Source organism: Flavobacterium cryophilum (assembly GCF_048286555.1).
GTDB lineage: Bacteria > Bacteroidota > Bacteroidia > Flavobacteriales > Flavobacteriaceae > Flavobacterium.
The window spans coordinates 25,058-38,202 of the sequence record NZ_JBLVPZ010000014.1 but is presented as its reverse complement, the minus strand read 5'-3'; the positions used below and the strand labels follow the sequence as shown (position 1 = coordinate 38,202).

9 protein-coding genes and 1 pseudogene are annotated in these 13,145 nt (G+C 32.2%); all 10 read left to right on the top strand.

What is annotated here, in order from left to right; all coding sequences use genetic code 11:
* Nucleotides 1-10: 10 nt before the first annotated feature.
* The 10 genes and pseudogenes from ACNQGJ_RS15905 (at nucleotide 11) to ACNQGJ_RS15860 (ending at nucleotide 13,054) form a co-directional block, all read left to right on the top strand.
* Entirely contained in the window at nucleotides 11-370 is a 360-nt protein-coding gene (locus tag ACNQGJ_RS15905; protein WP_417974752.1) for a cupin domain-containing protein, read from the top strand.
* A gap of 120 nt (nucleotides 371-490) precedes the next feature.
* Complete coding sequence (locus tag ACNQGJ_RS15900; protein WP_417974750.1) at nucleotides 491-1,219, top strand: LOG family protein; 729 nt, start codon at nucleotides 491-493, stop codon at nucleotides 1,217-1,219.
* Between the two features lie 191 nt (nucleotides 1,220-1,410).
* A complete protein-coding gene (locus ACNQGJ_RS15895) occupies nucleotides 1,411-4,158 on the top strand; it encodes a gluzincin family metallopeptidase (RefSeq protein WP_417974839.1) in 2,748 nt (915 codons plus the stop codon).
* A gap of 186 nt (nucleotides 4,159-4,344) precedes the next feature.
* Nucleotides 4,345-6,753 (top strand): alpha-ketoacid dehydrogenase subunit alpha/beta, encoded by a 2,409-nt coding sequence (locus ACNQGJ_RS15890; protein ID WP_417974748.1) that lies wholly within the window; start codon nucleotides 4,345-4,347, stop codon nucleotides 6,751-6,753.
* 286 nt (nucleotides 6,754-7,039) lie between these two features.
* Nucleotides 7,040-7,717, top strand: a complete 678-nt coding sequence (locus ACNQGJ_RS15885; RefSeq protein ID WP_417974746.1) for a peptidoglycan DD-metalloendopeptidase family protein — start codon at nucleotides 7,040-7,042, stop codon at nucleotides 7,715-7,717.
* A gap of 2 nt (nucleotides 7,718-7,719) precedes the next feature.
* Entirely contained in the window at nucleotides 7,720-8,190 is a 471-nt protein-coding gene (locus ACNQGJ_RS15880) for a hypothetical protein (RefSeq protein ID WP_417974744.1), read from the top strand.
* Nucleotides 8,191-8,481: 291 nt separating this feature from the next.
* Nucleotides 8,482-8,844, top strand: a complete 363-nt coding sequence (locus ACNQGJ_RS15875; RefSeq protein WP_417974742.1) for a cupin domain-containing protein — start codon at nucleotides 8,482-8,484, stop codon at nucleotides 8,842-8,844.
* A gap of 213 nt (nucleotides 8,845-9,057) precedes the next feature.
* On the top strand, nucleotides 9,058-9,609 hold the full coding sequence (locus ACNQGJ_RS15870; RefSeq protein ID WP_417974837.1) for a helix-turn-helix domain-containing protein: 552 nt from the start codon (nucleotides 9,058-9,060) through the stop codon (nucleotides 9,607-9,609).
* Between the two features lie 50 nt (nucleotides 9,610-9,659).
* Nucleotides 9,660-12,620 (top strand): annotated as a pseudogene (locus tag ACNQGJ_RS15865) (PAS domain-containing hybrid sensor histidine kinase/response regulator); the annotation flags it as partial.
* The gene (locus ACNQGJ_RS15860; RefSeq protein WP_417974740.1) at nucleotides 12,620-13,054 is read left to right on the top strand and encodes a response regulator; all 435 of its coding nucleotides are present in this window, start codon (nucleotides 12,620-12,622) and stop codon (nucleotides 13,052-13,054) included. The pseudogene ACNQGJ_RS15865 and the gene ACNQGJ_RS15860, both read left to right, overlap by 1 nt.
* Nucleotides 13,055-13,145 lie beyond the last annotated feature (91 nt).

Sequence of the window (13,145 nt, the reverse complement as noted above, 5' to 3'; positions counted from 1 at the left end):
TGGGAAAATTATGAATTTAAAAGAAGCGTTTAGTAGTGTCGAAAACTACTTTTCACCTAAAATAATTGGTGAAGTTAATGATCAATTTATTAAAGTAGCAAAAATTAAGGGCCAAGATTTGCCATGGCATAATCATGAAAATGAAGATGAATTATTTTACATCGTAGAAGGAGAACTTTTAATGGAAATTCAAAACGAACCTAAATTCACTATGGAAAAAGGAGATTTGTTTGTAGTGAAAAAAGGTATAAATCATAGAGTTTCGTCGACTAACGAATGTTTAATAATGCTGATAGAATCAAAAACAACGGAACATACGGGTAAAGTTATATCCAAAATAACAAAATCCATTGAAGAGCAAACGTATTAAATTTGCTTAGCCCTGATAGCAATGGAAATGCTTTATTGTTTTTGTTTAAAACAATAAAGATTGAAATGGATAGCAGGAAATAGCTGCAAAAAAAACAGAAATTAAATTATATTTTTGAAAATGAGATTAGAAGATTTTGATAATGACGAGGACAAAGTCATCCAAGACAGAATGAAAAGGAAGACCTGGAATGAAATAAGAACCAATGATAGCTGGGCGATTTTTAAAATCATGGCCGAATTTGTCAATGGTTACGAAAGCATGGGGCGGATAGGTCCTTGTGTAACAATTTTTGGTTCTGCCAGAACCAAACCAGATGATGCTTATTATTTATTAGCAGAGAAAATTGCCTATAAAATCAGTAAAGCGGGTTATGGCGTGATTACTGGCGGTGGTCCTGGTATTATGGAAGCAGGAAACAAAGGTGCCCATTTAGGCGGCGGAACATCGGTAGGACTGAATATTGAGCTGCCATTTGAACAACACTTCAACCCGTACATTGATAGCGATAAAAATTTAAATTTTGATTATTTCTTTGTTCGAAAAGTAATGTTTGTCAAATATTCTCAAGGATTTGTGGTGATGCCCGGTGGTTTTGGAACCATGGATGAATTGTTTGAAGCGATAACCTTGATTCAGACCAAAAAAATTGCGAAATTCCCTATTATACTTGTTGGAACTACCTTTTGGGCAGGATTAATAGATTGGATAAAAACAGTTTTAGTAGAAAAAGAACATACCGTAAGCGCCGGAGATTTAAATTTATTTAAAATTGTAGATACTGAAGATGAGGTGGTTGATGTGTTGGATAAATTTTATAAAAAATATGATTTAACTCCGAACTTTTAACAAAAAAGCTGTCTAATCAACAGCTTTTTTTATGTTAATTACGGCGTTTCGATAGTGTTGTATTTTAAAAAAAAGTATATTTATTTTTTTAATAAAATTTATACTGGAATTTGAACTCATTCTTTAAAATTACGTTTTATACGCTTGTTTTATTACTATCAGTAAAACAATATGCGCAACATCATTCTGATATCGCGGCTGAGTTAAATATGGAGAATAAAACGTTGACTATTCAGCAGGATATTACCTTTTTTAATCAGTCAGACGACACGCTGAGCTCGATTGTGTTGAATGATTGGAATAATGCTTTTTCAACCAAAAATACTCCTTTAGCCAAGCGATTTTCGGATGAATTTTTTAGAGGTTTCCATTTAGCCAAAGAAGAAGAACGTGGAAGTACGAAAAATGTCAGCATTTTAGATCCCAATAAATTAGTTTTATCATGGGAAAGACCAAACAAAAATCCTGATTTAATTGACGTTAAATTATCCGAAAAATTACTTCCAAATCAGAAGATTGTTTTACATATCACGTATATCGCTAAAATACCTAGCGATAAATTCACAAAATACGGTTACAATAATAACGGAACTATCTATTTAAAAAATTGGTTTCTTACGCCAGCCCGGTATGAAAACCATAATTTTATACGATACAGCAATATTAATTTAGATGATATCGCCAATGCCTATTCAAGTTTTGAAATTGATTTAAAAATACCTAAAAATTTCGAAGTTACTTCCGATTTAAAAAGCAGCACATCAGCTAGTGATGACGCTTTTACAAATTATAAATTATCAGGAACTAACAGAACTGATTTCAGTCTTATCGTCGAGCCTAAAACACATTTTGAAAGCTATAAAAATAGCGCTGTTGAAGTGCTGACTGACTTGCGAAACAGTAAATTAGATACTATCCAAAAAGCAATTGTAATAAACCGAGTGGCGAATTTTACAAATGCTTTAATTGGAAAATATCCGCATGAAAAAATTATTGTTTCACAAACAGACTATGAGAAAAATCCTTTTTACGGTCTGAATCAACTACCTTCTTTTATAAGCCCGTTTTCCGATGAATTTCTTTTTGAAATAAAATTTCTAAAAACCTATCTGGATGAATATCTAAAAACAAGTTTACAATTAGACCCCCGAAAAGACAATTGGATATATGATGGTTTGCAGGTTTATGCTATGATGAAATATATGGATGAAAATCACCCAAATACCAAAATGATAGGGAGCGCAAGTAAGATCCGACTACTGAAAAGCTTTAATATTGCTAATATTGGTTTTAATGATCAGTATAGTTATTTTTATATGCTGATGGCACGAAAAAATCTGGACCAACCACTTGGCGACCCAAAAAACACTTTAATAAAATTCAATGAACAAATAGCCAGTAAATATCGTTCCGGATTAAGTATTCGGTTTTTGGATGATTATCTTCAAAATAATGCTGTAGCCACTAGTATAAAACAATTTTACAGTCAAAATCAGTTAAAGCAGGTTTCCAGAACTGATTTTGAAACCATTTTAAAATCTAATACTGATAAAGACATTGACTGGTTTTTTACTACGATTATAAATTCTAGAGCTATTATTGACTATAAATTCTCCAGTGTTAAGAAAACCAATGAAAGTATCACTTTTTCAGTAATAAACAAAACCGGAACTCCTATTCCCATTCCAGTTTATGGTACGAAGAAAGGTGTAGTTGTTTTTAAAAAATGGCTGGATATTGAAGAATGTGACAGTACATTTACTATGCAAAGAAATGGTGCTGATAAAATTATTTTAAACCTAAAGAATGAAGTACCTGAATATAATTTAAGAAATAACTGGAAAAAATTAGATGGTTTTTTTCCAAACAACCGTCCGGTTAAGTTTGTATTTATGAAGGATTTGGAAGATCCTTATTACAATCAAGTTTTATACGTTCCTTCAATATATTATAATTTATACGACGGAATAACGCCAGGATTGCGCTTGCATAATAAAACTATTTTAGACAAACCTTTTACTTTTGACATTAATCCATCCTACTCAACTAAATCCAATAATGTATCAGGATCCGCTTCATTATTAGTCAATCAAAATTATCGAAACAGCACACTTTATAATGTAAAGTACTCTTTTAGTGGATCTTATTTTCATTATGCGCAAGATGCCTCTTACCTTAGATTAAATCCGACGGTGCAATTGCGAATTCGGGAACCTAATTTTAGAGACAATAGAAAACAATTGATTCTACTAAGGCAAGTCATTGTAAACAAGGAAAAAAGTGCTTTGGCAATTGACAATGCACCATCCAACTATTCCATTTTTGATGTTCGTTATATAAATTCAAAAACGGAGGTGACCAATCATTTCAATTTTAGTTCGGATATTCAAATCTCGGGGAAATTTGGAAAAGTTAATGCCGAAGTAGAATATAGAAAACTTTTTGAAAACAATCGTCAAATTAATTTGCGCTTTTATACGGGAAGTTTTTTATACAATAAAACAGAATCTGATTTTTTTAGTTTCGCTACAGACAGGCCTACCGATTATTTGTTTGATTACAACTATTTTGGGCGATCAGAAAGCACTGGTTTGTTCAGTCAACAATTTATAATGGCAGAAGGCGGCTTTAAATCAAAGATGGATACTCCATTTGCAAATCGATGGATTACGAGTTTGAATGCAAGTGTTAGCGTATGGAATTGGATCGAAATTTATGGCGATATTGGTTTTATAAAAAATAAAAGCCAAAACGAAAAATTTTTATACGATAGCGGAATACGACTTAATCTCGTTACTGATTACTTTGAATTGTATTTTCCAGTATACTCGAATAATGGTTGGGAAATAGCGCAAACTAATTATAACGAAAAAATACGATTTATAGTTACTTTTTCACCTAAAACATTAATCAATCTTTTTAATCGAAAATGGTTCTAAACCAATACAATTTTCATTTTTTATTAAACTATTATCAGTAAAGTAGACATGAAATTACATTTAACAAAAAAATTAAGTTCTTTTTAATAGAATAAATTGCAATAATTAAATTATATTTTTTTTAATCAATGATGAAAATAGCTAGTTTTTAAGTAAATTTGCCACACAAAGTTATACTTTTTAATTATGATAAAAGAAAAAACCAATACTACATTGACATTTGAAGATTTCAAAATCGAAGTACTGAATGACTATAAATTAGCTTCAATCAGTAGAGAATGCAGTCTTTTAGGACGTAAAGAAGTATTGACTGGAAAGGCTAAATTTGGCATTTTTGGTGATGGAAAAGAAGTTCCCCAACTCGCAATGGCGAAAGCTTTCAAAAATGGTGACTTCCGTTCCGGATATTATCGCGATCAAACTTTTATGATGGCTATTGGAGAATTAACCGTGCAACAATTTTTTGCTGGATTATATGGTCATACTGATGTTGAACAAGAACCAATGTCAGCCGGAAGACAAATGGGCGGGCACTTTGCCACTCATAGTTTAAATGAAGACGGAAGTTGGAAAGACTTAACAAAACAAAAAAACTCAAGTGCTGATATTTCTCCGACGGCAGGACAAATGCCAAGATTATTAGGACTTGCTCAAGCTTCAAAAATATACAGACAAGTTTCTGGAATACCAAATGCGGCTAATTTTTCTAATGAAGGAAATGAGATTGCATGGGGAACGATAGGAAACGCCAGTACCTCTGAAGGTTTATTTTTTGAAACTATAAATGCTGCAGGAGTATTACAAGTACCGATGGTTATGAGTGTTTGGGACGATGAGTATGGAATTTCGGTACATGCAAAACACCAAACGACCAAAGAAAATATTTCTGAAATTTTAAAAGGGTACCAAAGAGAAAAAGGAACCAATGGCTTCGAAATATTAAGAGTAAAAGGTTGGGATTATGCTGACTTAATTGCAACGTACGAGAAAGCTGCTGATATTGCCCGTGAAAACCACGTTCCTGTTTTAATTCACGTAAATGAGTTAACACAACCACAAGGACATTCCAGTTCAGGTTCTCATGAAAGATATAAAGATGCAGATCGTTTGGCGTGGGAAAGAGATTTCGATTGTATCCGCCAAATGAAATTATGGATGATTGCGATCAACATTGCTTCACCAGAAGAAATTGATGCAATTGACGCGCAAGCCAAAAAAGATGTTTTAGAAGCTAAAAAAGCGGCTTGGAATGCATTTCTTGAACCTATTATTGAAGATCAAAAACTACTGATTGGATTATTAGAAAAAATAGCTGAAACCAGTAAAAGTAAAGAAAGAATTTTACAATTCACAGCGGATTTAAATAGTAATAAATCCCCTATAAAGAAGGACATTTTAGTTGCGGCACGAAAGGTTTTGCGTTTAATCCAAAACGAAAAAGGCAAAGAGGAATTATCCCAGTGGATAACATCATATACTTCTAAAACGCAGATAAATTTTAGCAGCAACTTATTTTCAGAAACAGATTTAAATGTGTTTTCAGTAGAAAAGGTGCTACCCGTATATCCTGAAAATGCAAAAGAAGATACTGATGGTCGCATGATTTTACGTGATAACTTTGATGCAATCTTCACAAAATATCCTGAAACTTTGATTTTTGGTGAAGATGCTGGAACCATCGGAGACGTTAATCAAGGCTTAGAAGGAATGCAGGAAAAATATGGTGAATTACGTGTTGCCGATGTGGGAATTCGTGAAGCAACCATATTAGGGCAAGGTATAGGGATGGCATTAAGAGGCTTACGCCCTATTGCTGAAATTCAATATTTAGATTATTTATTGTATGCTATTCAAATCATGAGTGATGATTTAGCAACACTACGATATCGTACCATTGGAAAACAAAAAGCGCCATTAATCATTCGAACACGCGGCCATCGTTTAGAAGGAATCTGGCATTCAGGTTCTCCTATGGGAATGATCATAAACGCCATAAGAGGAATTCATGTGTTAGTTCCAAGAAACATGACTCAAGCAGCCGGATTTTATAACAGTTTGCTCGAATGTGATGAACCTGCTTTAGTAATCGAATGCTTGAATGGATACCGATTGAAAGAAAAAATGCCTTTGAACTATGGCGAATTCAAAACTCCTATTGGAGTTGTGGAAACGTTGAAAGAAGGAACTGACATTACACTTGTTTCCTATGGTTCAACTTTGCGATTAGTACAGCAAGCAGCAAATGAGCTTCTTGAAGTAGGCATTGATTGTGAGATCATCGATTTACAATCTTTACTTCCATTTGATGTGAATCAAGATGTAGTGAAAAGTATTGTAAAAACTAATCGTCTTTTAGTTATTGACGAGGATGTTCCCGGTGGAGCTTCAGCTTATATTTTGCAACAAATAATTGAGCAGCAAGACGCCTATAATTATTTAGACAGCAAACCGCAAACCTTAACTGCAAAAGCACACAGACCTGCTTATGGAACGGACGGCGACTATTTCTCAAAACCTTCTGCAGAAGATATTTTTGAAAAAGTCTATGCAATGATGAATGAAGTAAATCCTTCGAAATATCCAAATTTGTATTAAAATTACGTTTTTTATAAAGTAGAATTCCAATCGTAATAGATTGGAATTTTTTATTATTTCAAACTCTAATTCATTTTGCAACTTTCCGGAGGAGAAGCAAAAGTTGATATCAAAAATCATTATCTAAACGAAGAATTAAAATGCCGATATGAAATTTCATATTGGCATTCTTTATTATGATTTTGTTAAAAATGTTTTTCACAATTAAAAGTTATAATGCAACCTAAATTTTCATGTTGCTATTTTTTATTTTAAATTTAGGAATTATAATAAATTTACAAAAATTATGACCGTATTAGAAACTATCTTAAACGACATACAAAATGTTAAAGTGATAGACAATTCAATTGATTACAACCAGTATATTCCACTGGATTTATCTATAAAAAATGACGCCTTTGCTGAACATGCTATTGATAATGCCACTGATTTTGAGAAGTATATTGAAAACTATTTAGAAGAAAATAATGCAAAAGTAGCCTTTGGTGGTTACAATGAAATTAGAAATCTTTACAAACGAAGTGATATTTTCAACGATTCTAAAACTGAAGAACGAAATATTCATATTGGTCTCGATTTATGGATTAAAGCTGGAACTCCCGTATTGGCAGCACTTGATGGCGTAGTACACAGTTTTAATTACAATACAGGTGTAGGTGATTATGGCCCAACCATTATCTTAGAACATAAAATAGAAAATCAGAAATTTTATACTTTATATGGTCATCTTTCGTTAGAAAGTATTAATGATATTGATCGCGGCACAATTTTTGAAAAAGGACAACAAATAGCAACTTTAGGAGACGCTTCCGTGAATGGAGATTATGCACCTCATTTACATTTTCAGATAATTGAAGAAATTTCAAATTCCTTTGGTGATTATCCTGGAGTTAGTAGTGAAAACGACTTAAAGCGTTACTTACAAAACTGTCCCGATCCGAATATCTTATTAAAAATTAATTAAACATGAAAAAAATAATTATTGTCTTTAGCATTCTTTTGCTTATTGGATGTAAATCAAAAAATGCTGTGACAGCTTTTGAAAATGCTAAAATTGAAAAACTTGCTTTATCTGACGTTAACGAAAGTCAAAAAAACAAAGCATATGAATTAGGAAAGAGAGTATTAATGACTTGTAACACCTCTAAATTTAAACCTTTCAGCCAAAGTGAAGCAACAGCATCAGTAATCCAAAACACTACTGAAGAAAGATTGACAAAAACCTGTACCAGATTCCGCCAATATTATGGAACTTTTATTGATTTACAATTAGTTGAAATTTATAAAAATAATTTTGATGGAACAACAATTTTTCGCTACAAAGCATTGTATTCAAAAAAAGTAGCCAATAAAGAACTTCGTGTTTCAATGGATGAAGAAAATAAAGTTTCCTCCATTAAATCATTAGATTGGGTTACTCCTTTTGAGATGAAATAATTCTTTTTTAAACACGAGCCCGTAAATTTAAACCCTTTTATGCCCCAGTAAAGCCTCTTTAATCCACCTTTAGATTAGTGAGGCTTTATTTAATTTACCTAAGACAGATTTTTAATGATGTAAAAAAAGATTTTGTTTAGCTGCATCTTTGATAATTTAAACAAATCCACTGTTTTATTATTGGCTTTTTTCGAGCAAATCAACTCTTTTAGACGATTATATAACGTGATTGCAATTAAAGCGAGTACCTTCACAAAATATCAACTCATCGTAGAGCAATAAATAGTCAATATGCAATCTAAAAATACACCGATAGATAATCGTGAGTTAACAAGATCTCAATCACATATCATCGTAGAAATTATACAATATATACCACACGCTGTTGTAAGCCGAACCATAATTAAAAAAACTACCGGAAACATTACCGCTTTATCATTTGATGCTGGTGAAGAATTATCTGAAAGAACATCTCCTTTTGATAATTATGTACAAATAATTGACGGAACAGCCGAGATTTTTATTAATGAAACCAAGCACTTACTTAAATTAGGAGAAGGAATAATAATTCCGGCACACTCTAGACATTGCTTTAATGCAAATGTGCAGTTCAAAATGATTTCAACAACCATAAAAAGCGGATATGATAATTAACTTTACTTTATAAAAATACTTTTTGTTCCTAAAATCTAGAAAAAAACATCATATACCGGATTCCAATATTTTAATTTTAAAGCAAATATTTAAGATCATAATAGGATTGAAACATTTTTGATAAATCATTCCTAGAAAATATAATGTAACTTGAACCTCAAAAAAAAAATCTAAACCGTAAACCAAATATCTTTGAAACTATACATTAAATACATGGTCAGTAATCGCTGCAAAATGGCGGTAAAAGAGGAATTGAAAAAACTTGGACTACACTTCATGGTGGTAGATTTAGGTGAAGTTGAAATTATGGAAAATATTTCAATTGACCAGAGACAACTACTAAAAAGTGCCCTTTTAAACTCCGGACTGGAATTAATGGATGATAAAAAATCCATGCTAATTGAAAAAATTAAAAATGTGATAATTCAAATGGTTCACCATTCGACAGAAAATATAAAAATTAATTTTTCTGACTATCTGAGCCAACAATTAAATCACGATTACACCTACTTATCCAACTTGTTTTCGGAAGTGCAAGGAACTACAATTGAACAGTTTATAATTTCTCATAAAACGGAGCGAATAAAGGAGCTGATTATTTATGGTGAATTAAACATCACTGAAATAGCTTGGAAAATGAATTACAGCAGCGTTGCGCATTTATCCAGCCAGTTTAAAAAAGTTACTGGACTCTCCCCTTCCCATTTTAAACAATTAAAAGACAAAAGACGCAACCCTATAGAAGACATTGGTAATTTAGAATAAAAAATTAAATCAATTTTAAAATAAATATAGAAACCATAAAAACTCAAGAATCACAATATACCCGAAGTCTAATTGAAGCTAGCTTAGACCCGTTAATTACCATAAATCGGGAAGGGAAAATTACGGATGTAAACGAGGCAACTGTTACTATTACGGGGCTGAATCGAGATCTGTTAATAAATTCTGATTTTTTTAATTATTTTACTGAAAAACAAAAAGCAAGTGAAGTATATCAAGAAGTGTATAAAAAAGGCTCCGTTTCAGATTCTCCGCTTACGCTGAAACATAAAAATGGCAAATTGACGGATGTGTTATTCAACGGTTCTGTATATAAAGATGATTTGGGATCTGTATTAGGAGTTGTAATAGTCGCCAGAGATATTGCCGAGCAAAAATGGGCCTTAGATTTACGAATTGCCAATAAAGAATTAGCCTATCAAAACCACGAAAAAGAGAAACGCGCAGCTGAATTAGTTGTTGCCAATAAAGAACTTGCTTTTCAAAATGATGAAAAAGAGAAGCGGGCAGCTGAATTAATCATTGCTAATAAAGAGCTTCTGTTTCAGAATGATGAAAAAGAAAAACGGGCAGCTGAATTAGCTGTTGCCAATAAAGAACTTGCGTTTCAAAATAATGAAAAAGAGAAACGAGCCGCCGAATTAATAATTGCTAATAAAGAGCTTCTATTTCAAAATGCTGAAAAAGAGAAACGGGCAGCGGAATTAATTGTAGCCAATAGAGAACTTGCTTTTCAGAATGATGAAAAGGAGAAATGTGCGGCTGAATTAATTGCAGTCAATGAAGAACTTGCGTTTCAAAATAAGGTAAAAGAAAAACGAGCCGCAGCATTAGTCGTTGCTAACGAAGAATTAGCCTATCAAAATGATGAAAAAGAAAAACGAGCTAATGAACTAATCATTGTTAACAAAGAGCTTCAATTTCAAAATAAAGAAAAGGCAAAACAGCAAATCGCAAACAAAGAACTGGAAGAACTTAGTTATACCGCAAAATTAGCTTCGCAATATTCCCTGAGTCTCATTGAAGCAAGTCTGGATCCATTGGTCACCATAAATACCAAAGGTAAAATTACCGATATGAATGAAGCATTTGTAAACATTACGGGTATGACTCGTAAAGATCTTACCGATTCTGATTTTTTCGATTATTTTACGGAGCAACAAAAAGCACGTGAAGTATATCAAGAAGTGTTCGAAAAAGCTTCCGTTGCTGATTCTCCGCTAACGCTTCGCCATAAAGAAGGGAAGCTCACGGATGTATTGTTCAATGGTTCTGTTTATAAAGATGATAAAGGAAACGTACTTGGAGTTGTAATTGTTGCCCGAGACGTAACGGATCAAAAGAGAATAGCGTCGGAGTTAATAGAAGCGCGAATTTTTGCTGAATTAGCCACCGAAATTGCAGAAGAAGCAAAAATGAAGGCCGAAAGTGCTACCATTATAGCTGAAAATGCAGTAAAAGCAAAACAACAATTTTTGTCGAATATGAGCCATGAAATACGGACACCAATGAATGCAATTATTGGGTTTACTAAAGTGGTTTTGAAAACAGAATTGACATCTAAACAAAAAGAATATTTAAACGCAATTAAAGTCAGTGGCGATGCCTTAGTCGTACTTATAAATGATATTCTAGATTTAGCAAAAGTTGATGCAGGCAAAATGACATTTGAAAAAATACCTTTCAAAATGAAATCTTCAATATCGGCGATGCTTCATCTATTTGAAACTAAAATTCAGGAAAAAAATTTAAAATTAATTACGGAATATGACAGTAAAATTCCTAATGTTCTTGTAGGTGACCCTGTTCGATTACATCAAATTATTTTAAACTTAGTGAGTAATGCCGTTAAATTCACCCTTAAAGGAAAAATTACGGTTAGTGTTCATTTATTACATGAAGAGGAGAATAACGTAATTATTCAATTTGCAGTAACTGACACTGGAATAGGCATTTCAGAAGAAAAAATAGGAAAAATATTTGAAAATTTTCAACAAGCATCAAGCGGTACTTCAAGATTATACGGTGGAACAGGATTAGGACTGTCTATAGTAAAACAATTAGTAGAACCACAAGGAGGAATAATTTGTGTGAAAAGTACTGTTAATGCAGGATCAACATTTAGTTTTACATTGAGTTTTCAAAAAACTAGTGCAGACGCTGAATTAGAAAATGAACTGCTTGAATTAGACACTGAAATTAGGAACATAAAAGTATTAGTGGTAGAAGATATTCCTCTGAATCAATTATTAATGAAAGCATTATTAGATGATTTTGGATTTTTCAGAGATATTGCCGATAATGGCAAAATAGCCATCGAAAAATTAAAAGAAAACGACTACGATATCATTTTAATGGACTTACAAATGCCAGAAATGAATGGATTTGAGGCTACAGAATACATCCGAAAAACGATGAATTCAAAAATTCCTATAATAGCTTTAACCGCCGACGTTACAACGGTAGATTTAGCTAAATGCAGAGCAGTAGGAATGAATGATTATCTGGCAAAACCCGTTAGTGAAAGTTTATTGTATAGTAAAATCGTTGGATTATTAAAGAGACCACAACGCGAAAAACGTACTGCAATACAGAATGAAAATTTAGATGAGAGTATTCCCAAAGTGGTAAAAATAAAATGTGTTGACCTAGCTTATTTAAAACAACGGACAAAGTCAAATCCAACGTTAATGATGGAAATGATATCACTTTATTTAACACAAACTCCCCCTTTGATAAATACAATTAAGCAAAGTTTAGCCGAAAAAAATTGGACGTTATTGGGCGCGGCCGCACACAAAATAATTCCGTCTTTTGCAATAATGGGCATGAGTCGTAAGTTTGAAAATATTGCAAAAAAAATTCAAGAATTTGCAATTGCAGAAGAAGTATCAGGGGGAATAAATGACTTAGTTATGCAACTTGACGCAATTTGTAGTCAAGCATGTCAAGAATTACAAGAAGAATTTAATATAATCAAAAATACCATATAATGAAAAATGATACTAAAGTAAAAATTTTCCTAGTAGATGATGATGCATTATTTTTAAAATCCTTAGAAATAGAGTTTTTAGAAAATGCTGATTTTATAGTGGAAACTTATTCTACTGGAGAGCTATGCATCGCTAATATAAATAATAATCCAGATATAGTAATTTTAGATTATCAACTTGATGGTATTGTTGCAAATGCAATGAACGGCATTGAAACATTAGATAAAATAAAAGCTTTCAATCCCGAGATCCCAGTTGTAATGCTTTCTTCTCAAGATAAAATTGAAGTTGCCATAAATTGTATGCACCATAAAGCTGTTGACTATGTAGTTAAAAGCGAAACAGCTTTTGTTCGTTTGCAAAAAATAATCACTTCTGTTTTTAAATATCAAAAAATGGAAAAAGAATTAAATTGGTACATGGACAGGATGTAATCCGTTTTCACTATATAGTTATGTTTGAATTTAATTAATAGATTTATAGTAATCACTGCTGATTTAGTCAAAATTAAAACCAATATTATTT

Excerpts from the sequence above, each read along its gene's own strand:
- ACNQGJ_RS15860 (WP_417974740.1), top strand. The coding sequence starts at position 12,620 with ATGAAAAATGATACTAAAGTAAAAATTTTCCTAGTAGATGATGATGCA.
- ACNQGJ_RS15885 (WP_417974746.1), top strand. The coding sequence starts at position 7,040 with ATGACCGTATTAGAAACTATCTTAAACGACATACAAAATGTTAAAGTG.
- ACNQGJ_RS15900 (WP_417974750.1), top strand. The coding sequence starts at position 491 with ATGAGATTAGAAGATTTTGATAATGACGAGGACAAAGTCATCCAAGAC.
- ACNQGJ_RS15875 (WP_417974742.1), top strand. The coding sequence starts at position 8,482 with ATGCAATCTAAAAATACACCGATAGATAATCGTGAGTTAACAAGATCT.
- ACNQGJ_RS15905 (WP_417974752.1), top strand. The coding sequence starts at position 11 with ATGAATTTAAAAGAAGCGTTTAGTAGTGTCGAAAACTACTTTTCACCT.
- ACNQGJ_RS15880 (WP_417974744.1), top strand. The coding sequence starts at position 7,720 with ATGAAAAAAATAATTATTGTCTTTAGCATTCTTTTGCTTATTGGATGT.
- ACNQGJ_RS15870 (WP_417974837.1), top strand. The coding sequence starts at position 9,058 with ATGGTCAGTAATCGCTGCAAAATGGCGGTAAAAGAGGAATTGAAAAAA.
- ACNQGJ_RS15890 (WP_417974748.1), top strand. The coding sequence starts at position 4,345 with ATGATAAAAGAAAAAACCAATACTACATTGACATTTGAAGATTTCAAA.